The sequence below is a fragment of the Mycobacterium sp. NGS49 genome, assembly GCF_059812565.1.
Map to the genome: position 1 here is coordinate 1 of NZ_JCALCX010000038.1, position 25497 is coordinate 25497.

The 25497-nt window shown below is 67.4% G+C and carries 25 protein-coding genes; 16 read left to right on the plus strand and 9 right to left on the minus strand.

Annotation, left to right across the window (positions count from 1 at the left end; genetic code table 11):
- Positions 1 to 81: 81 nt before the first annotated feature.
- The 8 genes from AC5Y7D_RS26830 to AC5Y7D_RS26865 all read left to right on the plus strand — a co-directional run bounded on the left by AC5Y7D_RS26830 (position 82) and on the right by AC5Y7D_RS26865 (position 6933).
- Positions 82 to 921, plus strand: coding sequence for an alpha/beta hydrolase (locus tag AC5Y7D_RS26830; protein ID WP_499928833.1), 840 nt, complete (start codon positions 82 to 84; stop codon positions 919 to 921).
- A 184-nt stretch (positions 922 to 1105) separates the two neighbouring features.
- Positions 1106 to 2275, plus strand: coding sequence for an SPFH domain-containing protein (locus tag AC5Y7D_RS26835; RefSeq protein WP_499928834.1), 1170 nt, complete (start codon positions 1106 to 1108; stop codon positions 2273 to 2275).
- 242 nt (positions 2276 to 2517) lie between these two features.
- A complete protein-coding gene (locus AC5Y7D_RS26840) occupies positions 2518 to 3678 on the plus strand; it encodes a TFIIB-type zinc ribbon-containing protein (RefSeq protein WP_499928836.1) in 1161 nt (386 codons plus the stop codon).
- 3 nt (positions 3679 to 3681) lie between these two features.
- A complete protein-coding gene (locus AC5Y7D_RS26845; RefSeq protein WP_499928838.1) occupies positions 3682 to 4188 on the plus strand; it encodes a hypothetical protein in 507 nt (168 codons plus the stop codon).
- 251 nt (positions 4189 to 4439) lie between these two features.
- Entirely contained in the window at positions 4440 to 5120 is a 681-nt protein-coding gene (locus AC5Y7D_RS26850) for a thioesterase II family protein (protein WP_499928840.1), read from the plus strand.
- A 51-nt stretch (positions 5121 to 5171) separates the two neighbouring features.
- A complete protein-coding gene (locus tag AC5Y7D_RS26855) occupies positions 5172 to 5702 on the plus strand; it encodes a M15 family metallopeptidase (RefSeq protein ID WP_499928842.1) in 531 nt (176 codons plus the stop codon).
- A 7-nt stretch (positions 5703 to 5709) separates the two neighbouring features.
- Positions 5710 to 6492 carry an alpha/beta hydrolase gene (locus AC5Y7D_RS26860; protein WP_499928844.1) on the plus strand — a complete coding sequence of 261 codons (783 nt, stop codon included), beginning with the start codon at positions 5710 to 5712 and terminating at the stop codon, positions 6490 to 6492.
- A 105-nt stretch (positions 6493 to 6597) separates the two neighbouring features.
- A complete protein-coding gene (locus AC5Y7D_RS26865) occupies positions 6598 to 6933 on the plus strand; it encodes a DUF732 domain-containing protein (protein WP_499928846.1) in 336 nt (111 codons plus the stop codon).
- A gap of 63 nt (positions 6934 to 6996) precedes the next feature.
- Here AC5Y7D_RS26865 and AC5Y7D_RS26870 read toward each other — a convergent pair whose 3' ends face one another.
- Together AC5Y7D_RS26870 and AC5Y7D_RS26875 are read right to left on the minus strand one after the other, a co-directional pair.
- A complete protein-coding gene (locus tag AC5Y7D_RS26870; protein ID WP_499928898.1) occupies positions 6997 to 7485 on the minus strand; it encodes an Rv2253 family sensor-like surface protein in 489 nt (162 codons plus the stop codon).
- A 132-nt stretch (positions 7486 to 7617) separates the two neighbouring features.
- On the minus strand, positions 7618 to 8154 hold the full coding sequence (locus AC5Y7D_RS26875) for an NUDIX domain-containing protein (RefSeq protein WP_499928847.1): 537 nt from the start codon (positions 8152 to 8154) through the stop codon (positions 7618 to 7620).
- 249 nt (positions 8155 to 8403) lie between these two features.
- Here AC5Y7D_RS26875 and AC5Y7D_RS26880 point away from each other — a divergent pair, with 249 nt between their 5' ends.
- Positions 8404 to 10143 carry an NAD-binding protein gene (locus AC5Y7D_RS26880; protein WP_499928849.1) on the plus strand — a complete coding sequence of 580 codons (1740 nt, stop codon included), beginning with the start codon at positions 8404 to 8406 and terminating at the stop codon, positions 10141 to 10143.
- Here AC5Y7D_RS26880 and AC5Y7D_RS26885 read toward each other — a convergent pair whose 3' ends face one another.
- Complete coding sequence (locus AC5Y7D_RS26885; RefSeq protein WP_499928851.1) at positions 10144 to 11022, minus strand: LLM class flavin-dependent oxidoreductase; 879 nt, start codon at positions 11020 to 11022, stop codon at positions 10144 to 10146. It abuts the gene before it with no gap.
- A gap of 39 nt (positions 11023 to 11061) precedes the next feature.
- Between AC5Y7D_RS26885 and AC5Y7D_RS26890 the strand changes: the two genes are divergently transcribed.
- Positions 11062 to 11475 (plus strand): VOC family protein, encoded by a 414-nt coding sequence (locus tag AC5Y7D_RS26890; protein WP_499928853.1) that lies wholly within the window; start codon positions 11062 to 11064, stop codon positions 11473 to 11475.
- A 165-nt stretch (positions 11476 to 11640) separates the two neighbouring features.
- The gene (locus AC5Y7D_RS26895) at positions 11641 to 12030 is read left to right on the plus strand and encodes a VOC family protein (RefSeq protein WP_499928900.1); all 390 of its coding nucleotides are present in this window, start codon (positions 11641 to 11643) and stop codon (positions 12028 to 12030) included.
- Here the strand turns inward: AC5Y7D_RS26895 and AC5Y7D_RS26900 are convergent.
- Genes AC5Y7D_RS26900 through cysD form a run of 3 tightly spaced genes read right to left on the minus strand, consistent with a single transcriptional unit; the run spans position 12027 to position 15308 of the window.
- Positions 12027 to 12503, minus strand: coding sequence for an Rrf2 family transcriptional regulator (locus AC5Y7D_RS26900; RefSeq protein ID WP_499928855.1), 477 nt, complete (start codon positions 12501 to 12503; stop codon positions 12027 to 12029). The two genes, AC5Y7D_RS26895 and AC5Y7D_RS26900, sit on opposite strands and share 4 nt — an antisense overlap.
- A gap of 31 nt (positions 12504 to 12534) precedes the next feature.
- On the minus strand, positions 12535 to 14379 hold the full coding sequence (gene cysC / locus AC5Y7D_RS26905) for an adenylyl-sulfate kinase (RefSeq protein WP_499928857.1): 1845 nt from the start codon (positions 14377 to 14379) through the stop codon (positions 12535 to 12537).
- Positions 14379 to 15308, minus strand: coding sequence for a sulfate adenylyltransferase subunit CysD (gene cysD / locus AC5Y7D_RS26910; protein ID WP_499928902.1), 930 nt, complete (start codon positions 15306 to 15308; stop codon positions 14379 to 14381). The genes cysC and cysD overlap by 1 nt, the downstream gene beginning before the upstream one ends.
- A gap of 206 nt (positions 15309 to 15514) precedes the next feature.
- Between cysD and AC5Y7D_RS26915 the strand changes: the two genes are divergently transcribed.
- Positions 15515 to 15934: a PaaI family thioesterase gene (locus tag AC5Y7D_RS26915; protein ID WP_499928859.1), complete on the plus strand. Its 420-nt coding sequence runs from the start codon at positions 15515 to 15517 to the stop codon at positions 15932 to 15934.
- Between the two features lie 40 nt (positions 15935 to 15974).
- Here AC5Y7D_RS26915 and AC5Y7D_RS26920 read toward each other — a convergent pair whose 3' ends face one another.
- A complete protein-coding gene (locus AC5Y7D_RS26920) occupies positions 15975 to 16466 on the minus strand; it encodes a beta-class carbonic anhydrase (protein WP_499928861.1) in 492 nt (163 codons plus the stop codon).
- 257 nt (positions 16467 to 16723) lie between these two features.
- Positions 16724 to 18607, minus strand: coding sequence for a PE family protein (locus AC5Y7D_RS26925; protein ID WP_499928864.1), 1884 nt, complete (start codon positions 18605 to 18607; stop codon positions 16724 to 16726).
- 270 nt (positions 18608 to 18877) lie between these two features.
- On the opposite strand from AC5Y7D_RS26925, the gene AC5Y7D_RS26930 reads away from it, so the two are divergent.
- The 4 genes from AC5Y7D_RS26930 to AC5Y7D_RS26945 are packed head-to-tail and all read left to right on the plus strand — an operon-like array spanning position 18878 to position 24234.
- The gene (locus tag AC5Y7D_RS26930; protein ID WP_499928866.1) at positions 18878 to 19855 is read left to right on the plus strand and encodes an ABC transporter permease; all 978 of its coding nucleotides are present in this window, start codon (positions 18878 to 18880) and stop codon (positions 19853 to 19855) included.
- Positions 19852 to 20742, plus strand: a complete 891-nt coding sequence (locus tag AC5Y7D_RS26935; protein WP_499928868.1) for an ABC transporter permease — start codon at positions 19852 to 19854, stop codon at positions 20740 to 20742. Before AC5Y7D_RS26930 ends, AC5Y7D_RS26935 begins: the two co-directional genes overlap by 4 nt.
- Positions 20739 to 22574 (plus strand): dipeptide ABC transporter ATP-binding protein, encoded by a 1836-nt coding sequence (locus AC5Y7D_RS26940; protein WP_499928870.1) that lies wholly within the window; start codon positions 20739 to 20741, stop codon positions 22572 to 22574. Before AC5Y7D_RS26935 ends, AC5Y7D_RS26940 begins: the two co-directional genes overlap by 4 nt.
- A complete protein-coding gene (locus AC5Y7D_RS26945; protein ID WP_499928872.1) occupies positions 22567 to 24234 on the plus strand; it encodes an ABC transporter family substrate-binding protein in 1668 nt (555 codons plus the stop codon). Before AC5Y7D_RS26940 ends, AC5Y7D_RS26945 begins: the two co-directional genes overlap by 8 nt.
- Here AC5Y7D_RS26945 and AC5Y7D_RS26950 read toward each other — a convergent pair.
- Complete coding sequence (locus AC5Y7D_RS26950) at positions 24224 to 25465, minus strand: alpha/beta hydrolase (protein WP_499928874.1); 1242 nt, start codon at positions 25463 to 25465, stop codon at positions 24224 to 24226. The genes AC5Y7D_RS26945 and AC5Y7D_RS26950 overlap by 11 nt on opposite strands.
- Between the last annotated feature and the right edge of the window lie 32 nt (positions 25466 to 25497).

A 25497-nucleotide genomic window follows, 5' to 3' on the forward strand; every position in this document is an offset into this window, starting at 1 on the left:
GCGAACCGAGCTGGCTGCGTTCGCGGGGTGGCTGATCTACGTCGCCTTTCGCACAGCCCGCGCACGAAGCGACCGCGGCCCGTGAGCCGGGGCGCCCACGTCGAGGCCGGCGGATATCGGGTGCACACCCTCATCGACGGACACAGCGGCCCGATCGTGGTGTTGTGCAGCGGCCTCGGCGGCCGGGCTCTGCACTGGAGCGACACCGTCGCCGACCTGGCCGGCGACCATACGGTGGTGCGATTCGATCGGCCCGGCACGTCGGTGACGCGCAGACCGGGCCGCCGCACGGTTCGGGGTGAGGCGAAGCGGATCGCCGCCGTCCTGGATGCCGTACCGGGTGCGAATCAGGCTGTGGTGGTGGGACATTCGATCGGCGGTTTCTACGCCGAAGCGTTCACTCGCCTGTACCCGCAGCGTACCCGCGCCCTGCTGTTGCTGGATTCCAGCATCGCCGCCGATCACCGCCGGCTTGCGTTGCCGTTACGCGCCAAGCTCACGGCCGCCCAGGCAGCCGCGCGGTTGCTGCACGCCCTGCGCCTGGGTGCCCCGCTGGGCCGCGCCGGCCTCACGCTGGCGCAACGACGACGCCCCGGTGGACTGGACGGGCAGATGCGCGCGCAAATATGCACTGCCGCAACTGAGCCCGAATTTCTGACCGCGCTGTTCACCGAATATGTCGGTTACCACGAGCTGTCGGCCGAGCTGTACGCACTTCGAGCCGGTCATCCGCTGCCGCCGGTGCGGCGCATGGTGGTCACCGCCCACACCGGTTGGCGCACCCGCCGTTGGCGCGCGCAGCAGATCCAGCTGGCCAAGACCCTCGATGCCGAACACCTCACCGTCGCCCCCGCCGGGCACCTCGTGATGATCGAACAGCCGCACCGCACCGCGGATCTCATTCGCGGCATCGCCGGGTGATTTGCGGCCGCGGCGCGCTCCAGGAATCCTTCAAGAACTCCCTCGGACCCTTGTCGTCGGCACCGCTGCGGCGGAGCAGAGCTTCGCGGCAACAGCCATTTCACCGGCTGCGGCGCCGCGTAAGATTCGCCAGGATAATTGCAGCGCGGGCTCGCTGAGCGGCGCCGAGGAGGGGACCAAGACCATGGGCATGCGAGACATGATCCGGGGCGAGTTCGTCGACATCATCGAATGGCTCGACGACACCAATACCACGCTGGCGTGGCGCTTCCCTCGGTATGACAACGAGATCAAGAACGGGGCCCAGCTGATCGTCCGGGAGGGCCAGCGGGCGATGTTCGTCTACCGGGGGCAGCTGGCCGATCAGTTCAACCCGGGCCACTACACCCTCACCAGTGAGAACATGCCGATCCTGGGCACGCTGCAGGGCTGGAAGTACGGATTCAACAGTCCGTTCCGCTCCGAGGTCTACTTCATCAACACCCGCCCCTACCCCGACTTGCGTTGGGGTACACCGCAACCCGTGACGGTGCGGGACCCCGACTTCAAGATGGTGCAGGTGCGGGCCAACGGCACCACGGTGGTGCGGGTGACCGATCCCACCGTCTTCCTGCGTCAGGTGCTGGGCACCCAGAGCGTGGTCGACATGGATCAGATCACCGAGTTGATCCGCCGCAACATCGCCCTGGCGTTCAACGACATGGTCATGGGCAGCGGCCTGGGTGCGATCGACCTGCAGGGCCGCCAGGTGGAGTTGTCCGACAAGCTGCGCGAGTTCGTCGCCCAGCGCGTGCAGGCTTTCGGCCTGGGCATCGACGCCGTCACCATGACGATCTCGCTGCCGGAGGAGATTCAGCAGGCGATGACTCGCGGCGTTGCGCGAGGCCTCGAAGAGAGCGGTTTCCTGAACAACGTCGGCGATCTCAACCGCTACGAGCAGGCCCGCAGGGCCGATGCGATGCTGGCCGCCGCGCAGAACGAGGGCGGTGGCGCGGCCGGCTCGGCAATCCAGGCCGGCCTCGGCGTCGCGCTGGGGGCTCAGATGGCCAACGCGGCCCAACCCCAAGCCCAGCCGCAGCAATCCGCGGCCCAACAACCGCCGATGCAGGGATCGCCGCCGCCGCTGCCCACCCAGCAGCTCTTCCATTTCGAGCAGGCCGGTCAGCCTGCCGGCCCGTACCCCGTCAACGCGCTGCGCCAGTTCGTGGCCAGCGGTCAGCTGACCCGCGACACCGTCGTGTGGACCGAAGGGATGGCGAACTGGGCCCCGGCGTCCACCGTGCCGGCCCTGCAGTCGCTGTTCAACACACCACCCCCGTTGCCCGGCACGCCACCACCGCTTCCCCAGCAATGACGACCAGCTACCCGGGCGACCCCGTGCGCGGCCCGCGACCGCCGCATCCGCAGCCGCCGCCGTTACCCCCGCGAACCGCAGGCCCCCCGGCCGGCCCGCCGCCGTTATCCCCGCGAACCGCAGGCCCCCCGCCGCTGCCGCGACCGCATCCAAGCCCGCCGCCGCTGCCGCGACCGGCCCCACCACCCGCGGCGAGCCCGCCGCCCCTGCGCCCATTCGCCAGACCACCGTCCGGCCCGGCGATGTTGCACGAAACCGAACGCACCCGAACGTATCCGTGCACCGCCTGCGGGGGTCAGCTCAACTTCGACATCGCCAGCCAGAAACTGCGCTGCCCCAACTGCGGCAACTACTACGACATCACCGCGCCGAACACCGCGGTCCGTTCTCGGGAATTGCGCGGCGCGATGCAACAACTGCGGGTGATGCAGCGCAGCCAGGGCGGGCCGAACCTTTCCGGTATGCGCGAGGTTGCCTGTCAGAACTGCGGCGGTACAACCGAATTCGCGGGCACCTTGACCGCCACCAAGTGTCCCTATTGTGCGACGCCGATCCAGCTCGATGATGTGCACAACGCGCCCGCGCGGCTGCCGGTCGACGGCGTGGTGCCGTTTCGCATCGACGAGAAGCAGGCCCGCCAGCTCATCGAAAAGTGGGTCACCAAGCGCTGGTTCGCTCCGACCGACTTCAAGAAGTACCGCGAGATCGGCGCCTTCTCCAGCTTGTACACGGCGTATTTCACCTACGATGCCAACACCGACACCTGGTACGAAGGCGAGCGGGGCGTGGACCGTCAGGTGCGGACCGGCACCGACGACAACGGCAACGCCATCTACGAGACGCAGACGGACTGGTATCGCGTTTCCGGCCAGGTCAACAACGTTTTCGCGGACCTGCCGGTGCTGGCCAACGACGACGGAAATCTCAACCGCAAGAGAATCAAACAACTCGAGCCGTGGCCCGTCGAGCAGGCCCGTGCATATTCCCCCGAGTTCGTCGCCGGCCACCTGTGCCGCACCTACGACAAGGACGCCGAACAGGCGCTGCCCGAGGCCAAGCGGGAGATGGAGCAGGCCGTCGAACGCACCGTGCGCTCCGACATCGGCGGTGACCGACAGCGGATCCACCAGCTGCGAACCACGTGGAACTACTTGGGGTTCAAGCACATTCTGCTGCCGCTTTGGCTGCTGACGGTGATGTACAGCAACCGTCCGTTCCAGGTCGCCATCAACGGCCTCACCGGTGAGGTGGCCGGCGATCGGCCGTGGAGCAAGGTCAAGCTGGCGATTGCCATCGCGTGTGCGGTTCTGGTCGTGATTCTGGTGATCGCGATCTGGTCGTATCTCCGCGCACACGGCCATCATTCGAGTAAGCCGCCCAGCCACAACATTCACAGGAGGTAGTCGATGGAGATCGCCGCGGGGGTGATTCTCATGCTCGCCGTCCTCGTAGGTGTGACGGTGGCGATCGTGGCCGTCCTCAATCACCGCCAGAAGCGGGCGCTCACCGCCGCCAATCAGTTGATCCCCGGCAGGCCCACCCGGGCCCCCCGGTCATGGGCCGTGTCGCATGATCCCGAAGCCCGGTTGCACCGCAGACTGCGCGACGCGTTGGCCGCCCTGCATGCCGTCAACGCCATCGATACCGGGACCACCGTGGTGCTGCGCGCCGACCTGGAACAGACGGCGCTCGATCTCGACGACCACCTCGTCGCCGTGGCGCAGCTCGCGCCCCGTCCGCGAGAGGAGTTGCTCGCGACCATCACGGCAACGGTGGAGTCGATCGAAGCCGCGGTCGCGCGCTATGCCACCGCCACGACAATGCCCGACGCCACCACGCTCGAAGCCGACCTTGCGACCGTGCAGCAACACCTCGATGTCACCCGGGAAGTGCAGCGCAGGCTCACCGCCTGACGGCTCGACGCTGTGCGGTTTACCCGTTGGCGGCACGACGATCACGCTGGCGATCGCCACCGCGGTGGACCACCCCATCCCAGGGCAGGTCGTCGTCGGCATCAAGACGTCGGACGCGTCCGGCCCCCTCCGCGGCGACCGGGCGGGTTGGTCAACCGGCAGACGGCAAGAGCCCGGCAAGAATCCACCAAGGATCCTTCAAGTCGCTTCCGTGATCGTGGTGTTCACCAGCACGAGAGAAGGCGACGATCATGCGGATGTTCTGTTTCCACCACGCCGGCGGCGGCAGCCTGACATTCAAAGCCTGGCAGAAGGCCCTCGCGCCGGCAGTCGAGGTGATTCCCGTCGAGATCGCCAACCGCGAGCGGTTCAGCACGCTGCGTGACCTCGTCGACGAGGTCAACGAGCAGCTGCGGCCCTACCTCGACGAACCGCACATGTTCTTCGGGCACAGCTTCGGCGCACTGCTCGCCTACCGGCTGGCGTCGGTGCGGGCAGCAGCGGGCGAGCTGCTCCCCCGCGCGGTGTTCCTGTCCGCCTACGCCCCCCCGCACCTCCCCCCACCGCTGCACCTGGTGGACGGGCTGGACGACGAGCAGCTGGTGACGCTGTTCTCGGATCTGGGCGGGTGGCCCACGGGCTTGACCCGCTGGCCCACGCTGCACGAGCGGGCCGTCACCACCACCCGACACGATCTGCGGCTGTGCATGACCGACCGGGAGGAGGACACCACGGAACTGCCCTGCCCGATCCACGTGTTCGGCGGCAGCGAGGACCCCCTGGTCAGCGAAGCCGACCTGCGTGAATGGCGGTCGCGGACGACGGCGGACTTCTCGGTGCAGATCCTGCGCGGCGGCCACTTCTACCTGCGGAATCGCCAGCCGCTGTTCGAGACGCTCAAGCCGCTGGTGTCGACCGTCCTGGCCGCGTGAGGGATCGGTTCGGCTTGACTCATCCGACCGGACTCGCCAAGGTACAAGGCGATGTTTCGGAAATGGCTGATGGCGGCGGCGGCGGGTTTCATGCTCGCCGCCTTGGCGCCGCCGGCGCCCGCCGCCGCGGCGCCCGGCGATGACAACACGGCCGGCGGCTGGGTGCCCGATGGCCAGGAGCTCAGCGCCTTCGACCTCGCCGACCCCGCGGTGAGCCGCCTCAACCCGGCGCTGCTCGCCGCGATTCAGCAGGCCGCACGCGGCGCCAAGGCCGACGGCATCACCCTGGGACTCACTTCCGGCTGGCGTTCACCGGAGTTTCAGCAGCAACTGTTCAACGAAGCTGTCGCCCGCTACGGCAGCGCCGCCATCGCCAGCCAGTACGTCGCCTCCCCCGAAGCCTCCAAGCACGTCATCGGCCACGCCGTCGACGTCGGCCCCACCGACGCCGACAACTGGCTCATCCGCAACGGCTCGGCGTATGGGCTGTGCCAGATCTATGCCAACGAGATCTGGCATTTCGAGCTGGCTTCCGACTACGGCGGCAGCTGCCCGCCGTTGCGGCCCAACGCCGCCGGCTGACAGACGCATGCTCGACGTCATCGACAAAGGCGGCCCCATCCAGGAGCATCCGGTGCCCCTGTTGTTCGTTCACGGCGCCTGGCATGCGGCGTGGTGTTGGGATGAGCAATTCCTTGATTTCTTCGCGGGCCACGGCTACCGCGTCGTCGCGCCGAGTCTGCGCGGCCACGGCGCAAGTCCCGGCACCCTGCGCGGGGCACGGATCAAGGACTACGTCGCCGATGTCGCCGAGGTGGCTGAGTCGTTGCCGGTGCCGCCGGTGGTGATCGGGCATTCGATGGGCGGCTTCGTGATCCAGCATTACCTGACGCAGCACACGGCCGCCGGGGCGATACTGCTGGCGTCGATCCGCCCAAGCGGCGTGCTGCGGGTGACCGGACGCATCGCCCGCCGCCACCCGGTGCAGTTCGCCAAGGTGAACGTGCAACGGCGGCTGGGACCGCTGGTGAGCTCGCCCGCACTTGCCAGAGAGTTGTTCTTCTCTGCAGGGATGTCCGAGGGGGAGGTCGTCTCCTATCACCGGCGCCTGCAGGACGAGTCGTATCGCGCCTTTCTCGACATGCTCGCCCTCGACCTGGTAGACACCCAACGCGTCAATCGCGTGCCGCTACTGGTGATCGGCGCCGAGCGCGACGCCATCGTCACATCACGCGAAACCCGTAGTATCGCAAAGCTTTACGGGGCTGAGGCGCAAATCTTTCCGAACCTGGCCCACGACCTGATGCTGGAACCCGGATGGCGCGCGGTAGCCGATCGGATGCAGAGCTGGCTGTCAGCGCACGGCCTTTGATCACCAGCGCATCAAGAATCCATTGAGAACTTCACAAGCCGTGCGCATGAGGCTTGGTTCAACGCAAACCAGCGTCTACCACCCCTCAGTAACACGGAGATAGCAATGTTCACTCGCCGTTTCACCGCTTCCCTGGCCGGCACCACCCTGACCGCGGCGACGCTCGGTCTGGCCGCACTCGGACTGGCCGGCACCGCCGGCGCGGGCACGGTCGACGACGCCTTCATCGCGCAGATCAAGGCCGACGGCATCACCCCGCCCAGCAACGCCCGCGCCATCAGCGAGGCGCACGCCGTCTGCAGTGCGCTGGACGCCGGGCAGTCCAGCAAGCAGGTAATCAGCGGAGTGGCCCAGCGGACCGGCCTGAGCAGCAGCGGGGCTCACACCTTCGCCGTCGACGCCGCCAGCGCTTACTGCCCGCAGTACGTCACCACCACCTGATACCGCAACACCAGTCGCCGCCGCGCAGCCCCTGTGCGGCGGCGATTCCATGTTCACCGACCGTCAAGCGCCGGCGCGAAACGCCGCCACCGGCATTTCGACGCTGCCCTGACACGGACCGCCGGTGATGTCGGTGTGCCAGGTGCCACGCAGCGATCCGTCAGACTGCGGCGTGTAGAAAGCCCACGACTTGGCCGGCGCCCACACCTTTGAAACTCCTTCTCCCATATAGCAATCCCATTGGAAGTCGAAGCGCTCGACCCACCGGGAGCCGTCCCAGGTGTAGTGCGACGGCACCGTGATCGTCGGATTCGCCGGTTTGGGCCCGTTATTGGCGGTGGCGACACACGTGGCGGCCGAACACGTCGTCGAGAAGACGTAGTCGGCACTGAAGGTGGATTCGGCCTGGCCGGCGGCGACGCTGGTCCCGGTCTTGTCCACGGCGTACCTGACCAACGAGTACTTGCCGTTCCACGACGGTGTCGCCGCGTGCGCGGTAGGCACGCCGAACGCCGAGACGACGACGGCGAGCAATGCGCACTTCCATCCCACCGGCACCGTGTCCATGCTGCCGGCCGGATGACGCAACGGGATATCGGCACGGACACGATCGCGCTCAGCCGAATTCGAACTTCATCGCGCCCGTCCGGCCGACGGTGCGATGAGCGCGTCCCGCCCGCACGGTCACCGCCCGTGCAACAGAAACAGGCCGTAAGCCGCAATCGACTGCGCGTCGACGATCACCCCGCCGCGCATCATCGTCTCGACCTCCTCGCGCGGGAACCAGGCGCTGCGCATGTCCTGCTCCTCGTGCTCGCGCTCCGCGTCCCCCTCTGATACTCCGGTGGCCAGGAACACCCAGCCGCGCTGACCGGTCATCCCGGGCGCCACGTCGAGCTGACCCAGGGCCTCGAACGTCGTGGCGCGCAGCCCGGTCTCCTCGCGCAACTCCCGCTCGGCGAGCGCGGCGGGTTCCAGGTCGGCCAAATCCGGGGCGGTGCCCTGGGGGAACTCCCAACGGCGCGCAGCGACGGGATAGCGGAACTGCTCGACCAACCGGAATCGCCCTGCTTCGTACGGCATCACGAGTGCGTAGGTCGGCTTGTCCACCACGGCGTAGATGCCCGGGCTGCCGTCGGGCCGGCGGACGTCGTCCTCGCGCAGGACCATCCATGGATTGCGGTAGACCTCGCGGGACGCAACGGGTTCGATGGTAGGCACATGGACAGTATTGGGCCGGTGTCGACTGGTCGCGCTGCGACCCGGGGTCCACGTAGGCGCCGGTGATACTGACCTTCGACGAGAGTGCATCGACGCGGCGGCCGCGACAGCCCGCGATTGCAGCCAGTCCTGCTCCCGACGAAGATGAGTTCCGGCTCGGCGCATCAGCGCGTCTTGCTGGCGTCATCCGGCGCGGTGACCGATAGTCAATAAGCCGGCCGGCGTCCATGTCATCAGGAGCGGGTGTTCATGCGGGACAACTCATGGCGGAGCGGGCGGGACATGGTGCGCCATATCATCGTCAGCGGTGACGACGCGTTGGCTGCGACGATCATCGAGGAACTCAACAAGGTCGGCGCCAACGTGGCGATGCTGACCGGCGACAACCTGGCCGGGGTCGACCTCACCAACGCCGACGCCGTGGTCTGCGTGGGCGACGACGACGCCAAAAACCTCGAAATCGCTTTGCTCGCACGCAAAGCCAATCCCCATGTTCGGGTGGTCGCCCGCCTCGCCAACGATGTGCTGCGCGAGGCGATGGCCGCCGACAACGGGCCGGGTGCGATTCTCGACGTCGCCGACCTGGCCGCACCGTCGGTGGTCGAATCGGTGCTGGCCTACACTGCACACCCGTTCGAGGCGGCCGGCATTCAATTCGTGGTCTCGAGATCCGAGGCGCCGCGGGACGCCACGCTGCGCGAGATCTACGGCGATCTGGCGCCGGTGGCGGTGATCGGGGGCAAGGACTCACCGGCACCCGGCGAGGTCGTCGCGTGCCCGGGACGGGATCTAGAAGTTCACACCGGTGACTGGACCGCGATGATCGGCACCGCGGAGGAGGTGGCCGCACGCGGCATCGCGGTTCCCCGGCCGGTGTACAACCGCTCCGGCCGGCCTCGGATACACCGTGGCCTCGACGCCGCCCGCACCCTGCGTGACGAAGTGAACCCGATGTTCTTCCGGGCACTGGGGGCGGCGCTGGCGCTGCTGGTGGGGTCGACCGTATTGCTGCGCTACTGCTATCAGATGCCGGGCATGAGTTGGATCGACGCGTTGTATTTCACCACCGAAACGATCGCGACGGTCGGATACGGCGACTTCAACTTCTTCAACCAGCCAATCTGGCTGCGGCTGTTCAGCATCATGTTGATGTTCGCCGGTGTCACCACCACGGCGCTGCTGGTCGCCTTCATCGCCGACCTGCTGTTGTCGCGCCGCTTTGTCCGCTCGGCCGGGCGCTCCCGGGTGCGCCATATGCGCAACCACATCATCGTCGTCGGGCTGGGTTCCTTCGGGAGCCGCGTGGTCAGCGATCTTGTCGCTGCGGGCCGCGACGTCGCCGTCATCGAGCTCGACGAGAACAACCGCTACCTGGCCGCGGCGGCAGAACTCGACGTCCCGGTCATCTTCGGCGACGCGACGCTGCGCCAAACGCTGGAATATGCCGGGATCGAGAAGGCTCGTGCGGTGGCGGTGCTGACCCAGGACGACATGGTCAACATCGAGGTCGGCATCGTCCTGCGTGAGATGTTGAGCACCCGGTCGCACCGCAGGCTGCACCGCAAGGACGTTCCGTTGGTGCTGCGGGTGTACGACCGGTCGCTGGGTTCGGCGGTCGCGCAGCGGTTCGGATTCGACAATGTCCGCTCAACGGTCGATCTGGCCGCGCCCTGGTTCATCGGCGCCGCGATGGGACTGCAGGTACTGGGGACGTTCTCCGTCGGGCAACGCTCGTTCATGGTGGGCGGCATGTGTGTCGCCTCGGGCAGCGAGCTCGACGGCAAGCCCATGCACGAACTGTCCACGCAGACGCGCGTCATCGCGATCACCGGGCCCGACGGGCAGGTCAGGCTGCATCCGCGCCGCGACGCGCGGCTCGAGGGCGGCGACACCGTCTATCTGGTCGGGCCGTACCGCGAACTGCTGGCAACCCTGCGAAAAGGCCGGCCGTCGGGTCAGTCCGCCGTCCCCGAAGCGGCCGCGGGCTGACTACAACGCGGCGACGACGTCGGCCGCGCGACGCACCTGCTCAATGTCCGAGCTGGTGGGGATGAGCTGTATCTCGTCGGTGCCGATGTCGGCGAATCGACGCAACACCGCCACCAGTTCGTCCTCGGTCCCTGCCCAGCCGGTCATCGGCGCCATCGCGTCGACATACTCGGCCGGGATCCAGTTCATGTAGCGCCGCAGATGCCGATGCACCTGGTCGCGGGCCTCGTCGGCCGCGCCGAACGCGAACCAGAATGACGTCGCCAGGTGAGGTGCCGGCTTGCCCGCTTCGGCCCACGCCGTGCGGGCCACGTCGAACAGCTCGTTCTGCTTTCCGACATCGAGGTCCAAGGTGGTTCCGGCCATACCGTCGGCCCAGGCCGCGGCGCTGCGTACGGTCTTGGGCCCGATGGTGCCCACATGCAGGGGCGGGCCACCAGGCTGGACGGGCGAGGGCCCCACCGGCCGCACCGACTCGCTGGTCTTCTCTCCGGCCCACACGCGTTTCATCACCGCGACACGCTCGGCCATGCCGCGGATGGTCTGCGTCTTTGGGTCGGCGCTGACCGCGTGGTAGTCCTCGTGCCGGCCGCCGACACCGATTCCGACCGTCAGCCGCCCGCCGCTGAGCATGTCGCCGGTGGCCAGGCCCTTCGCCAGCATGACCGGGTCGTGTAGTTGCGGCACGATCACCGTCGTCACCAGTCGTACCCGCTGGGTCCAGGCCGAGAGTGCGCCGAGCAGCGTCAGGCTGTCCGGATTGTCGAAGGCGATGCGCTCTCCCCAGCACAGCGACGAGAACGGACCCTCATCGATCGCCTGCGCCCACTGCCGCAGCAACGCCGCGTCCAGGTCGGGCTCCATCACGGGCATGGTCATACCTATCTGCACGTAAGTGATTCTGGCAGCATGGGGCGGATGGCCTTAACGAGCTCGTCAATTGCGCATGTCCGGCTGACTGTCACCGACATCGAGCGGTCGCGGCGGTTCTACGAGAGCGTGTTCGACTGGCCGGTGCTCATCGAGGCGCCCGAGAACGCCGATGAAGCAACGCGGCGTCGGCTGGGCTTTCTGTTCGGCGGCGTGATCTACGACATGGGCGGCGGATTACTGGGCTTGCGGCCGGTGGCCGATGACCGGTTCGACGAGAACCGGTGCGGACTGGACCACATCGCGTTCCGGGTCGCCAGTAAGGCCGAATTAGATGCTGCGGCAGAACATCTCGATGAGCTCGGGATTACACACGAGCCCATCAAGGACATCGGGCCGTCCTACATCCTGGAATTTCGCGACCCGGACAACATTGCCTTGGAGTTGACGGCGCCGAAGTAGGTCTTGGGTGTGGGCCCCTTGGGGCCTTGGGGTCTTGGAGCCTTGGGGCGAGGGTCCCCAAATGTACTACTGCCGCGGCGTGTCGCGGGCAAAACGCGGGCGCTCGCGAAAGGTGTGCGGGGCGCTGGCGGACGTCAGCCAGAAGAGGGGAGGATGGCGAGAACTATGGGTATCAGCTTCAACCACACCATCGTCGCCTCGCGCGACAAGCGGGAATCCGCAGAGTTCCTCACCGAATTGTTCGGGCTGCCCGGCCCGACGGCGTTCGGGCCGTTCCTGGTCGTCGGGCTGGAGCACGGCGCCAGCCTGGACTACGCCGACGTCGCCGACGGTGAGGAGATTCGGCCGCAGCACTACGCCTTCCTGGTTTCCGAAGCCGAGTTCGACGCGATCTACGGCAAGATCAAGGCCCGCGGCCTGGCCCACTGGGCCGATCCCGGCGCCCGGCGTCCCGGCGAGATCAACACCCGCGACGGGGGCCGCGGCGTCTACTTCCGCGATCCGGGCGGGCACGCCATGGAGATCCTCACCCGGCCGTACGGTTCGGGCGGCTAACCGCGGGCGCCGTGCCGCCGGCTCTCCTGATCGCGATAGTCGTCGGCCATCTTGGAGACATGCTCGGGCAGGGTGCCGGTGGCGACGTCGGCGACCGTGGTTCCTTCCAGCACCGAGCGCATGCTGGCACGCAGCGCACGCCAGACGTCGGTCAGCGCCACGGTCGGACCGGAATAGGGCAGGTCGCCCAGCCCGATGTCGCGGACGCTGGCCAACGGTCCGTCAATGCACCGCAATACGTCGGCGATGCTTATCTCGCTTGCCGGACGGGCGAGTTCGTACCCGCCCTCCCGTCCCCGGTGGCTGCGTACCAGCCGGTCGGTGCGCAGGTTGGTCAGAATGTCTACCAGGAATTGCGGTGGAATGCCCTGAGCCTGGGCCAACTCGTCGGTCTTCACCAGCGTGCCGGTGGGAACCGTCGCGAGCTGGACCATCGCCCGCACGGCGTACTCCGCCTTGGCCGACATCCGCATGCCCAGGATTGTGCCAGCCTGGCTCGGTCCGCTACGCCCGCAGCTCCAGCATCTCGATCACACTCTGCGCCTGCTCTTCGACACTGCGATCCGAGGTGAGCCGCAGATCCGGGTTCTTGGGCCGCTGATACGGGCTGTCGATCCCGGTGAAGTGCGTGATCTCCCCCGCCCGGGCCTTGGCGTACAACCCCTTTGGGTCGCGCCGTTCACACTCCTTGAGCGGGGTGTCGCAAAACACCTCGAAGAACGGGAATCCCGCGTCGGCATGGACCTTCCGGGCCATCTCACGGTGCTCGCTGAGCGGGCTGATCGCCGGCACCAGCACGATTTGGCCCGAATCGGCCAGCAGCGTTGCCACATGCGCCAGCCGACGCAGGTTCTCCGCCCGGTCAGCCATGCTGAAGCCCAGGTCGGCGTTCAGGCCGTGGCGCAGGTTGTCACCGTCGAGAACATAAGCGGGAATGCCTTTTTCGAGCAGCTTCTGCTCGACCAGCATGGCCACCGACGACTTGCCCGCTCCGGACAACCCGGTGAGCCACACCGTCCTACCCCGAATCGCGCGATCAGTGGCGCTGACGAGGGACTTGTGCCGGACGGTGTTGGGGCTGGCCTTCTGGGCTGCGGCGTCACGCAACACCATGCCCGCCGCCACCGTGCCGTTGGTGACAGGATCGATGAGGATGAACGAGCCGGTGCTGGCGTTGCGGGAGTACTCGTCGAGCAGGAGCGGCACCTGGGTGCGCAAGGAGACACGGCCGAGTTCGTTGAGCTTGAGTGCCGTTGCCGTCTTGTCGCGGTGCAGGGTGTTGACGTCGAGCCGGTAGTCCAATGCGGTGATCCGTGCCCGGGTGGTTCGGGTGGTGTGCTTGATGAGGTAATCGCGGCCGGGCTCGAGCGCCGACCCGTCGGCCATCCAGCACACCGTCGCGTCGAACTGCTGGGCGACCCTGGGCTGGTTGTTGGTGCGGGCGATCATGTCGCCGCGCGAGATGTCGATGTCGTCGGACAGGCTCACCGACACAGCCATCGGCGGAAACGCCTCTGCCACCGGCCCATTGGGCCCCTCAATCGCGGCGACGCGGGTGGACTTGCCGACCGGCAGCACCACCACCTCGTCGCCGGGCCGCATCACGCCACTGGCCACGGTCCCCGCATAACTGCGGTGGTCCTGATGCTCATGCGTGTGGGGCCGGATGACGTACTGAACGGGGAACCGCACGTCCACCAGGTTCCGGTCACCGGCGATGAAGACCTCTTCGAGGTGCGACAACAACGCCGGCCCCTCGTACCACGGCGTCTTCTCGGACTTGGTCACCACGTTGTCGCCGTGCAGGGCGGACATCGGGATGGTGGCGACATCCTGCACGTCCAGACGCGCCGCAAACGCGTGGAACTCGTCCCGGATCGTCTCGAATTTCTCTTTGTCCCAACCGATCAGGTCCATCTTGTTGACGGCCAGCACGATGTGCTGAATGCCCAGCAGCGACGCCAGGAACGCATGCCGGCGGGACTGCTCGAGCAGGCCGTGACGGGCGTCGACGAGCACGATCACCAACTGCGCCGTGGACGCACCGGTCACCATGTTGCGGGTGTACTGAATGTGCCCCGGGGTGTCGGCGATGATGAATTTCCGCTTGGGAGTGGCGAAATAGCGGTACGCGACGTCGATGGTGATGCCCTGCTCGCGCTCGGCGCGCAGGCCGTCGGTGACCAGGGCGAGGTCGGTGTACTCATGGCCACGTTCGCGCGACGTCTTCTCCACCGACGCCCACTGGTCCTCCATCACCGCCTTGGAGTCGTAGAGCAGTCGTCCGATCAGCGTGGACTTGCCGTCGTCGACGGAACCGGCTGTCGCAAGGCGCAATAGCGTCGTCATCAGAAGTACCCCTGCCGCTTGCGGTCTTCCATGCCCGCCTCCGATATCCGGTCGTCGGCCCTGGTTGCGCCACGTTCGGTCAGCCGGGACACCGCGGTCTCGGCAATGACCTCCGAGACGGTGGACGCCCGCGACTCCACACAGCCGGTGCAGGTGACGTCGCCGACGGTGCGGAACCGTACCGAGGTCTCGAAGACCGGCTCGTCGGCGCGCGGCTGCAGGTGGCGGTGCACGGCCAACAGCATCCCGTCGCGCTGAAAAACCTTGCGGCGGTGGGCGAAGTAGATCGACGGCAACTTCACTTTCTCGGCGCCGATGTAGGACCAGATGTCGAACTCGGTCCAGTTGGACAGCGGGAACACCCGGATGTGCTCGCCCTTGTGGTGCCGACCGTTGTAGAGGTTCCACAACTCGGGCCGCTGAGCCTTCGGGTCCCACTGGCCGAACTCGTCGCGGAAGCTGAACACCCGTTCCTTCGCGCGCGCCTTCTCCTCATCGCGCCGGGCTCCGCCGAACGCGGCGTCGAACTTGTTCTCCGCGATGGCCCTCAGCAGCGTCACGGTCTGCAGCGGGTTGCGCGAGGGAATGGTCTCCACCACCCGGCCGGCGTCGATGTCGTCCTGCACCGAGGCGACCACCAGCCGCACCCCGGCCTCGGCGACCAACTCGTCGCGGGTCTCCAGGACTTCGTCGAAATTGTGGCCGGTGTCCACGTGCATCACCGGGAACGGCAGCCGCCCGGGCCGAAAAGCCTTGAGCGCCAGATGCAACATGACGATCGAGTCTTTACCGCCGGAAAACAGCAGCACCGGCCGCTCGAACTCGGCGGCCACCTCTCGAATGATGTGGATCGCCTCGGCCTCAAGCGAGCGCAGATGGCTCAATTCGTACTGCCCGACGGCGGGGCCGGCCTTGACGTCGGTCGTCATCAGCATCTTTTCCTGGTTAAGTTGGTAGTTTTGACCCGATTTACGGTCAATACTTGAAATAGAACCAGCCCACGGGGTTGGTGTCAATGCCATTCAATGCCTCAGAGCTGGGCCATTCCCCCCGCGAGCAGACGCATACTCCTCCGATTCGGCCATAAACTGCGGGAGTTTGCGTCTGCTCGCGCCAAGTGCGCAACCATGGGCGGATGTCTGCCGAACCCGCCTCCGGCCGCGACGTCATCGCGGCCTTTCTGCCGCAGTCCCCCTTCGCCGCCAAGCTCGGCATCGTCATCGACCATCTGGGCGAGGACGAGGTCCGGCTGCGGCTGCCCTGGGACCCGACGAACGCCACCGTGGCCGACATGGTCCACGGCGGCGCGATAGCCACCCTGGCCGATCTGGCGGTCATGGCGGCGGCGTGGAGCGGCCGGGAGGCGCCGCCTCAGCTGCGCGGCGTGACCGTGTCGCTGACGCTGGACTTCATGGCACCGGCCAGGGCCACCGATGTCATCGCGGTGGGGCGGGCGCTGCGGCGCGGACGGTCGCTGGTCAACTGCGAGGCCGACATCGTCGATCCCGACGGGACCTTGGTGGCCAAGGCGCTGGCGGTCTACAAGGTGGGCTGACCCGGCCGTGCGATGGCTCGCCCGGCTGGCGCCCGAACCGTTAGAGGGTGACCTCTTCGAGCTTCCCGGTCGCGACGTCGAAGATGAATCCCCGCAGCGACTCGTGCTTGGTGACGAACGGGCTGTTCTCGATCCGCCGCAGCGACTGACGGACGTCTTCGGCGATGTCCGGGAACGCCTCGGCCGCCCACGGCGGCTTGACGCCGGTCTCCTCCTGGATGCTGCGCTTGAAGTCGTCGTCGGTGAAGGTGAGCATCCCGCAGTCGGTGTGGTGGATCAGGATGATCTCCTTGGTTCCCAGCAGCCGCTGGGAGATTGCCAGCGAGCGGATGGCGTCGTCGGTGGCGACGCCGCCGGCATTGCGGATGACGTGCGACTCCCCCTCGTTGATACCGAGCACGCGGTACACATCGATGCGGGCATCCATGCACGCCAGCACCGCGACGTGTTTACTCGGCGGCAGCGGCAGCGGCCCCTGGAAGGCGCCGGCGTAGTCGGCGTTGTTGGCCAGGTAATCGTCGGTAACCGTCACGCAAGTCTCCTCGAATATCACGGTATGGAATTTGCTGTCCAGATCAATGCCGCGGAGGAGCTTAACAATCAGCTGGCCGGATCTCACGGGTGCGGATCAGCCGGATTTGAATGAAGAAAACGCTACCAGACCTGGGCCACCATCCGCCCGCGTCCGAACAGCCCGCGGTCGCCCCGCAGGAGACGACCGCTGTCTCTTCGGGATACTTTCGTTGATGGAGTACGCAGTTCACCACCAATAGGTGGTTGGATGATGTTCTACTGCGCCCCAGTCGACCCGGGATTGCCGGACAACAGCCCACCGGCGCCGCCGGCGCCGCCGGGCGCGCCACCGGAACCCGCCCCGCCGTTACCGCCGTCGCCGATCAATGGGGCGTCACCTCCGTCACCACCGACACCGGCACCACCTCGCGACGCGGTACCGCCGGCACCGCCGTCGCCACCGTTGCCGAACAGGGAACCGCCCGCCCCCCCGTCGCCACCATTGCCGGCTCCGATCCTCGACGCATTCGCCCCGCCCATACCACCGGCACCGCCATCGCCAATCATGCCGGCAGCCCCGCCGTTGCCGCCGTTACCGAAAATCACCGAGCTGCGGCTGGATCCGCCGGCCCCTCCGGCGCCGCCGTTGCCGAACAACATGCCGCCCTGGCCGCCGTACCCGCCGTTTCCGCCCGGGCCGACGACTCCGGTATTTCCGCCGTTGCCCCCGTGGCCGCCGTGACCGATCAGATAGGCGTTACCACCTGCGCCACCGTGGCCACCAGAGTTAGGCAGGCCCGGCATGCCGGTGGCCCCGCCGAACCCGCCGTTTCCGCCGGCTCCACCATTGCCGTACCACTGTCCGCCCGCGCCGCCCTTGCCACCCGTACCACCGTTGCCGCTCGAGCTGGACCGTGTCGAGCTGTTCTCACCGGCTCCGCCGTGGCCCCCGGCTCCGCCGTTGCCGAACAGCCCTGCATTGCCGCCGTCCCCACCGGACCCGCCGCGGCCGTGGAGAACAAGATCGGTGCCGGGTCCGCCCGCAGCGCCCGAACCACCCAACCCGCCGTCACCAGCGTTGCCGAACAGCAGGCCGGCCTGGCCGCCGCGGCCACCCGCCCCGCCGTTGCCTCCCCACGTGTAGCCGCCCGGAAGGGTTGTCCCCCCGTCACCCCCGCTTCCGCCGGCACCGCCGTTGCCGAACCACCCGGCGCCACCGCCGTCTCCACCGGCACCACCAACGCCTCCCCGGTACCCGGTGCCTTTGGCAGTGGTGTCGGTGCCCACCCCGCCCAATCCGCCATCGCCGCCGGTGCCGCCGTCGCCAAATAACTGTGCGGCCCTACCGCCGGCGCCTCCTTCACCGCCGGCGCCGCCGTAACCACCGACCGTGCCAGCACCCTGTCCCCCGGCACCCCCGCTACCGCCGGTGCCGCCGTGCCCGAACAACAGCCCGGCATTACCACCGGCTCCGCCTGCTCCACCGATGCCGGCGGTAGCAGAGGCGCCGCTCGGGTCGGGCAGGGCAACCGGGCTAGCGGCCCCGCCCGTCCCGCCCGCACCGCCATTGCCCCACAACAGCCCACCGTCACCGCCGGCACCGCCGGCCCCGCCTGTGCCGCCAGCGGCGATGGCATCCCCGCCGTACCCGCCCCGGCCTCCATTGCCGAACAGCCCGGCATCGCCGCCACGCCCACCGGCCTGTCCCGGCCCACCAGCCGCGCCATTGCCGCCGTTGCCCCATAGCCAACCGCCGTTGCTACCGGACTGCCCCGGCGCCGTCCCGTGAGTACCGTCGCCGATCAACGACCGCCCGGTGAGCGCTTGCGACGGCCCATTGACTGCATTGACGAGCTGTTGCTGCGCGGCAGCAACCACATTTTCAGCCTCGGCGTTCGAATATGCGCCGACAGTGGACTGCAGATTGTGCACAAACTGGTCGTGGAATGCCGATAGTTGAGCGCTGACCGATTGATATTGCTGGGCGTGCGCCCCGAACAATGCGGCGAGCGCCACCGACACCTCATCGGCACCCGCCGCCGCCAGCGCCGTCGTCGGCGCTGCGGCCACGGCATTGGCCGCGCCGATCACAGACCCGATGGCCCGTAGATCCGCAGCCGCAGCCTCCAGCACTTCCGGCACCGTGATGACGAACGACATTTTCTCGTCCTCCCCTGCGATCTATGAACGCTGGCGGCACGCCCCCACGGGACTCCTGGGAGCGTTCGGCTGACTATGCCGATAGTGACCGGCAGGTATTCGGCAATCGTTTGTCGATTGTGAAATGCGCTGATCAGCGAAGGTACTGGGTCGCACGATTCGCCCTGCCCATGCTCTTGATCGCGATACCCGCGCCCTGGCTGAGGGCTCGACTACCCACCCACAGCCGCCCGCTCGCTACCCTGTCCCAATGCGGCAAGGCGGTACGGCGTGACGCGTTTTCTATTGCGCAGGTTGGCCAAGTACTTCGTGCTGCTGGCGCTGGCGTCGTTTCTGACTTACTGCCTCACCTCGGTGGCGTTCTCGCCGCTGGAAAGCCTGATGCAACGCAGTCCGCGGCCACCCAAAGCGGTGATCGACGCCAAGGCGCACGACCTCGGCCTGGACCGGCCCATCCCGATCCGCTACGCCAACTGGGTCTCGCACGCCGTGCACGGCGACTTCGGCAAGACGGTCACCGGCCAACCCGTAGGGATCGAGTTGGGCCGTCGCATCGGCGTCACCCTGCGACTGCTGCTCATCGGCTCCGTACTGGGCACGCTGCTCGGGGTGACACTCGGGGCGTGGGGCGCCATCCGGCAATACCGTTTCAGCGACCGCGTCGTCACCGTTACCGCGTTGCTCATCCTGAGCACGCCGACCTTCGTCATCGCCAACCTGTTGATCATGGGGGCGCTGCGAACCAACTGGGCGCTGGGCTTCCAGCTCTTCGACTACACCGGCGAGACCTCACCAGGCGTGATCGAAGGAAGCTGGGCGGCGGTCGGCGACCGGTTGAAGCATCTGATACTGCCCACACTCACTCTCACGCTCAGTGCCGCCGCGGGCTACAGCCGCTACCAACGCAACGCGATGCTCGACGTCCTGGGACAGGACTTCATCCGCACGGCCCGCGCCAAGGGCCTGACCCGCCGCCGCGCACTGGTGAAACACGGCTTGCGTACCGCGCTGATCCCCATGGCGACGCTGTTCGCCTACAGCGTGGCCGGGCTGGTGGGCGGCGCGGTGTTCGTCGAGAAGATCTTCGGCTGGCACGGCATGGGCGAATGGACGATCCGCGGAATCGCCACGCAGGACACCAACATCGTGGCGGCGATCACGCTGTTCTCGGCCGCCGTCACACTGCTGGCCGGACTCCTGTCCGACATCCTCTATGCAGCACTGGATCCGCGGGTGCGTGTGTCGTGACAGCGGTCGAGCCCACTGAATTCACTTCCCGCCGCACGCTGGTGCTGCGCCGGTTTCTGCGTAACCGCCCGGCGGTGGTGGCTCTGGCACTGCTCGTGCTGCTCTTCATCGGATGCTATGCGCTGCCGCCGCTGCTGCCCTACTCCTACCGCGACCTCGATTTCGGCGCGCTGCTGCAGCCACCCAACACCCGCCACTGGTTGGGCACCAACGCAATCGGCCAGGACATGTTGGCTCAGACCCTGCGCGGCATGCAGAAATCGATGCTGATCGGTGTGTGCGTCGCGGTGATCTCCACCGGCATAGCGGCCACCGTCGGATCCATCGCGGGCTACTTCAAGGACTGGCGCGACGGGGTGCTGATGTTCGTGGTCGACCTGATGCTGGTGGTGCCCAGCTTCATTCTGATCGCCATCGTGTCGCCGCGAACCAGGAATTCGGCCAACATCATGTCGCTGGTGCTGCTGCTGGCCGCCTTCAGTTGGATGGTCAGCTCCCGCATGGTGCGCGGTTTGACGATGAGCCTGCGCGAGCACGATTTCATCCGCGCCGCGCGGTACATGGGCGTCTCGAGCCGCAAGATCATCGTCGGCCACGTACTGCCCAACGTGGCATCCATCCTGATCATCGACGCCACCCTCAACGTCGGGTTCGCCATCCTGGCCGAAACCGGGTTGAGCTTCCTGGGTTTCGGCGTGCAGCCCCCCGACGTGTCACTGGGCACCCTGATCGCCGACGGCACCCAGGCCGCTACCACCTTTCCCTGGGTGTTCCTGGTTCCGGCCGGGGTTTTGGTGCTGATCGTGTTGTGCGCCAACCTGACCGGCGACGGCCTGCGCGACGCGCTGGATCCCGGCGCCCGGACGTTGCGACGGGGTGCGCAATGAGTCCGCTGCTGGACGTGACCGACCTCGCGGTCACTTTCCCCACCGACGCCGCCCCGGTGACGGCTGTCCGCGGCATCAGCTACCACGTCGACCCGGGTGAAGTGGTGGCGATGGTCGGCGAGTCGGGTTCTGGCAAGTCCGCGGCCGCGATGGCGGTGGTCGGCCTGCTCCCGGAGTACGCCACCGTCAGCGGCTCGGTGCTGCTGCAGGGCACCGAACTACTGGGGCTTGCCGACGACGGCATGTCCCGGTTTCGTGGCAAGTCGATCGGCATGGTGTTTCAGGACCCCATGTCGGCGCTGACGCCGGTTTACCCCGTCGGCAATCAGATCGCCGAGGCGATCCGGGTGCACCAGCACGACGTCGGTAAGCAGGCCGCCCGCGAGCGCGCCGTGGAATTGCTTGAGCTAGTGGGCATTTCGCAGCCCGGCCAGCGGGCCCGGGCCTTTCCGCATGAACTGTCCGGCGGGGAGCGCCAACGCGTGGTGATCGCGATGGCGATCGCCAACGACCCGGACCTGCTGATCTGCGACGAACCGACCACCGCGCTGGACGTCACCGTGCAGGCGCAGATTCTCGAGGTGCTCAAGAAGGCACGCGACGTCACCGGCGCCGGCGTGCTGATCATCACCCACGACCTCGGTGTGGTCGCAGAGTTCGCCGACCGGGCGCTGGTGATGTACGCCGGACGGGTGGTCGAGTCGGCCGGGGTGAGCGATCTCTACCGAGATCGCCAGATGCCCTACACCATCGGACTGTTGGGTTCGGTGCCGCGACTGGACGCCCCGCAGGGCACCCGGCTGGTGCCCATTCCGGGCGCTCCCCCGTCGCTGGTAGGTCTGGAGCCGGGATGCCCCTTCGCGCCGCGCTGCCCGCTGGCCATCGACGAATGCACAAGCGCGGAGCCCGAATTGATCGAGGTGGGCGCCGAGCACCGGGCCGCCTGCATCCGCACCGACCAGGCGGCCGGGCGCAGTGCCGCCGAAATCTACGGCGTCGACACCCAAAAGGCTGCCGCGACAACCGAGGATTCGACGGTGGTCGTCCGGGTGCGCGACCTGGTCAAGACGTATGCACTGACCAAGGGCGTGCTGCTGCGCCGTACCGTCGGTGAAGTCCGCGCTGTCGACGGCGTCAGCTTCACCCTGCACCAGGGTCGGACGCTGGGCATCGTCGGCGAGTCCGGCTCCGGCAAGTCCACGACGTTGAACCAGATACTGGAACTGGCGACGCCGCAGTCCGGTTCGATTGAAGTCCTCGGCACCGACGTCAGCACCCTTCGCCCGGCGGGCCGCCGGTCACTGCGACGCGACATCCAGGCGGTGTTCCAGGATCCGGTCGCATCGCTGGATCCGCGGCTGCCCGTCTCGGAGCTGCTCGCTGAACCGTTGCGGGCCAACGGGTTCAGCAAAGGCGACACCAATGCCCGGGTGGCCGAGCTGCTGAGCATTGTGGGCCTGCGCCGCGCCGACGCCAACCGATACCCTGCCGAGTTCTCCGGCGGACAGAAGCAACGCATCGGTATTGCGCGGGCGCTGGCCTTGCAGCCCAAGATCCTCGCCCTCGACGAACCGGTGTCCGCTCTCGACGTCTCCATCCAGGCCGGCATCATCAATCTGCTGCTCGACCTGCAGGACCGCTTCAAATTGTCGTATCTTTTTGTTTCTCATGACCTTTCGGTCGTGAAACATCTCGCTCACGATGTGGTGGTGATGTTCCGCGGCGCCGTGGTGGAGCAGGGCGACAGCCGGCAGGTGTTCGACAGTCCACAGCACGAGTACACCCGCCGGCTGCTGAGCGCGGTGCCGCAACCGGAGCCGGGCGATGCATAGCCGGGTGGGCCGTGCGGCGGCGGCCATACTCGCCGCGGCGTTGGTGTTGTGCGGGTGCTCGACGGGCGGGCAGCTGACGCCCGCCGGTCGCGGGACGGTCGGGACCGCGAGCGACATGAACCCACAGAATCCCCAGACGCTGCTCGAGGGCGGCAATCTGCGGCTCGCCCTCATCGACTTTCCGCCCAACTTCAACATCCTGCATATCGACGGGAACTCGTCGGAGGTCGCCGGGATGCTGAAGGCGACGCTGCCCAGCGCCTTCACCATCGGCGCAGACGGCTCGGCGACCGTCAACACCAACTACTTCACCAGCGTGGAGCTCACCGGCACGAACCCTCAGGTGATCACTTACACCATCAATCCCAAAGCGGTCTGGTCCGACGGCAGTCCCATCACGTGGCGCGACATCGCCAGTCAAATCCACGCCACCACGGGCACCGACAGCGCCTACGAGATCGCCACCACCAACGGCGCCGACCGTGTGGCGTCGGTGACCCGCGGGATCGACGACCGGCAGGCCGTCATGACCTTCGCCAAGCCGTACGCCGAGTGGCGCGGCATGTTCGCCGGCAACGGCATGCTGCTGCCCGAAAGTGTGACCGCCACACCCGAGGCGTTCAACAAGGGCTGGCTGGATGCGCCGGGTCTGTCCGCAGGCCCCTTCATCATCAGCACGCTGGACCGGGCCAAACAGCGAATCGTGTTGACCCGCAACCCCAGGTGGTGGGGCACCCGGCCGCGCCTGGACTCCATCACCTACCTGGTGCTCGATGATCCGGCCCGGTTGCCGGCCCTGCAGAACAACACGATCGACGCCACCGGGGTCGCCTCGCTCGACCAGCTCATCATCGCCGAACGCACCAAGGGCATCTCGATCCGGCAAGCGCCGGCGCCGGTGTGGACGCACTTCACCATGAACGGCGCCAACGGCTCGATCCTGTCCGACCAGTCACTGCGGCTGGCGGTCAGCGAAGGCATCGACCGGCGCACCATCGCCGAGGTCGCGCTGCACGGCCTCACCGGTGATCCGGTGCCGTTGAACAACCACATCTTCGTGGCCGGGCAGGAGGGCTACCGAGACAACAGCATCCCGTACGACCCGGAGCGGGCTCGACGCGATCTCGACGCCATGGGCTGGAAACTCAATTCCGGGACCGGCTTCCGCGAGAAGAACGGCCGACAGCTCGTGGTGCGGATGCTCTTCTACGACGCGCAGAGCACCAAGGCCGTCACGCAGATCGCCCAGCACAGCCTCGCCGAGATCGGCGTGAAGCTGGATCTGCAATCACGTTCGGGCAGTGGCTTTTTCCGGGACTACGTCAACGTCGGGGCGTTCGACATCGCGTTGTTCGGCTGGGTGGGCGACGCGTTCCCGTTGTCCGGTCTCACCCAGATCTACGCATCGGACGGGGACAGCAACTTCGGCAAGATCGGCAGCCCCGAGATCGACGACGCGATCGAGCGAACCCTCAGCGAGCTCGATCCCGGCAAAGCCCGGGCGCTGGCCAACGACGTCGACCGGCTCATCTGGACCGAAGGATTCAGCCTGCCGCTGATCCAGTCTCCCGGACCGGTGGCGGTGCGCAGCAAGCTGGCGAATTTCGGTGCCCGGGGGTTGGCGGACCTGGACTACACCGCGATCGGGTTCATGCGCTGAGGCGGTGCAGCAGCGGCGGTACGGCCGCTTCCACGGTGGCCGCCACGTCGATCGCCTTCCACAGCAGGCGCATCGGCAACCGCGCGGGCAGTACGTCCAGTTCCCGCGCCCGCGCGGCCAGGCCCTCGAATTCGCCGCGGCAGACGGCGGCGGCGATCGCCAGGGCCGCGGGCTCCCGAAAGTCCAGCGCGCTGTGCGCCATCGTGGGCAGCCGAAGCAGGACGGCCTGCGGCAGCAGGGCCGCCACGCGCTCGGCCACCGCCGGCGGGGTGACGAGGTCGCGGCCGCCGCCGATCACCACCGTCGGCCAGTTGAATTTCGGCATCTCGGCCGCCAAGTCGTACGGTTCGGCCTCGAAATCGGCCGTCATTTCCATGGTTTCACGCACCGCCACCGCCGGGTCGAGCGGCAGACCGTCGGGTTCGGCGGCGTAATTGAGTTCGCGGAAGGCGATCCGGCTCACCAGGTCGGATTCGTAGCGGTAGGGCACCTTGCGGCTGACACCCATGGTGGTGAAGCGGACCAGCGCCCGCCACAACATCTTTCGTCCGGTGAGCAACAGGTCCAGTTGGTGGTTGAGCATCGGTGCCCCGCCATAGCCGTACACCGTGGCAGCGACCTGCCCCGCCGAGGGGGTCAGCACCCCTGCATCGACGAGACGGCGAACCTTGGGGGCCAGCGACTGCGTCTCGGGGCTGTCACCGCGCAGCAGTACGGCTCGGATCGCCTCGCGCACGGCCACGATGTCGTGGGCGGACAGCACCGGCGAATCCAGGATCATCGCGTGCACCCGGCCCGGATGGCGCACCCCCACACCGGCGGCGAGGTAGCTGCCGTAGGAGGAGCCGTAGATGACCGCCGAGTCCACGTGCGCATCGTCGAGCACCGCGGCCACGTCGTCGACCACCTGATCGACGGTCAAGGCCTGCGGCGGCAGGTCGGCACCCGCGTCGTCGTGCCGCGACATCCCCAACCCGCGGTGCTCGACCATGATGACGTCGAGACCCGCCGCGGCCGCACGGCGACGGAAGCCGTGATACAACCGCAGCGATGCCACACCCGGACCGCCCGGGATGATCACCAGCGGATGCGCCGACTTGTGGCCGGTGCGCACGTAGAACAGGTCGAACTCCTCGTCGCTGCCCGGCGATACCGGCCGGCGCACCGGTCGCACCCCCGGCAACTTCGCCAGTTTGTCGTGCATCCGGCGGCGTTTGGCGTTCATGGTCATCGGCGGCAGCCCGTCATGTGTGTCATTCTGCC

What these genes read in the sequence shown, in the direction of transcription:
- AC5Y7D_RS26835 (WP_499928834.1), top strand. Translation starts at nt 1,106, where the DNA reads ATGGGCATGCGAGACATGATCCGGGGCGAGTTCGTCGACATCATCGAA.
- AC5Y7D_RS26840 (WP_499928836.1), top strand. Translation starts at nt 2,518, where the DNA reads ATGTTGCACGAAACCGAACGCACCCGAACGTATCCGTGCACCGCCTGC.
- AC5Y7D_RS26845 (WP_499928838.1), top strand. Translation starts at nt 3,682, where the DNA reads ATGGAGATCGCCGCGGGGGTGATTCTCATGCTCGCCGTCCTCGTAGGT.
- AC5Y7D_RS26850 (WP_499928840.1), top strand. Translation starts at nt 4,440, where the DNA reads ATGCGGATGTTCTGTTTCCACCACGCCGGCGGCGGCAGCCTGACATTC.
- AC5Y7D_RS26855 (WP_499928842.1), top strand. Translation starts at nt 5,172, where the DNA reads ATGTTTCGGAAATGGCTGATGGCGGCGGCGGCGGGTTTCATGCTCGCC.
- AC5Y7D_RS26860 (WP_499928844.1), top strand. Translation starts at nt 5,710, where the DNA reads ATGCTCGACGTCATCGACAAAGGCGGCCCCATCCAGGAGCATCCGGTG.
- AC5Y7D_RS26865 (WP_499928846.1), top strand. Translation starts at nt 6,598, where the DNA reads ATGTTCACTCGCCGTTTCACCGCTTCCCTGGCCGGCACCACCCTGACC.
- AC5Y7D_RS26880 (WP_499928849.1), top strand. Translation starts at nt 8,404, where the DNA reads ATGCGGGACAACTCATGGCGGAGCGGGCGGGACATGGTGCGCCATATC.
- AC5Y7D_RS26885 (WP_499928851.1), bottom strand. Translation starts at nt 11,022, where the DNA reads ATGACCATGCCCGTGATGGAGCCCGACCTGGACGCGGCGTTGCTGCGG.
- AC5Y7D_RS26890 (WP_499928853.1), top strand. Translation starts at nt 11,062, where the DNA reads ATGGCCTTAACGAGCTCGTCAATTGCGCATGTCCGGCTGACTGTCACC.
- AC5Y7D_RS26895 (WP_499928900.1), top strand. Translation starts at nt 11,641, where the DNA reads ATGGGTATCAGCTTCAACCACACCATCGTCGCCTCGCGCGACAAGCGG.
- AC5Y7D_RS26900 (WP_499928855.1), bottom strand. Translation starts at nt 12,503, where the DNA reads ATGCGGATGTCGGCCAAGGCGGAGTACGCCGTGCGGGCGATGGTCCAG.
- cysC (WP_499928857.1), bottom strand. Translation starts at nt 14,379, where the DNA reads ATGACGACGCTATTGCGCCTTGCGACAGCCGGTTCCGTCGACGACGGC.
- cysD (WP_499928902.1), bottom strand. Translation starts at nt 15,308, where the DNA reads ATGACGACCGACGTCAAGGCCGGCCCCGCCGTCGGGCAGTACGAATTG.
- AC5Y7D_RS26915 (WP_499928859.1), top strand. Translation starts at nt 15,515, where the DNA reads ATGTCTGCCGAACCCGCCTCCGGCCGCGACGTCATCGCGGCCTTTCTG.
- AC5Y7D_RS26925 (WP_499928864.1), bottom strand. Translation starts at nt 18,607, where the DNA reads ATGTCGTTCGTCATCACGGTGCCGGAAGTGCTGGAGGCTGCGGCTGCG.
- AC5Y7D_RS26940 (WP_499928870.1), top strand. Translation starts at nt 20,739, where the DNA reads ATGAGTCCGCTGCTGGACGTGACCGACCTCGCGGTCACTTTCCCCACC.
- AC5Y7D_RS26945 (WP_499928872.1), top strand. Translation starts at nt 22,567, where the DNA reads ATGCATAGCCGGGTGGGCCGTGCGGCGGCGGCCATACTCGCCGCGGCG.
- AC5Y7D_RS26950 (WP_499928874.1), bottom strand. Translation starts at nt 25,465, where the DNA reads ATGACCATGAACGCCAAACGCCGCCGGATGCACGACAAACTGGCGAAG.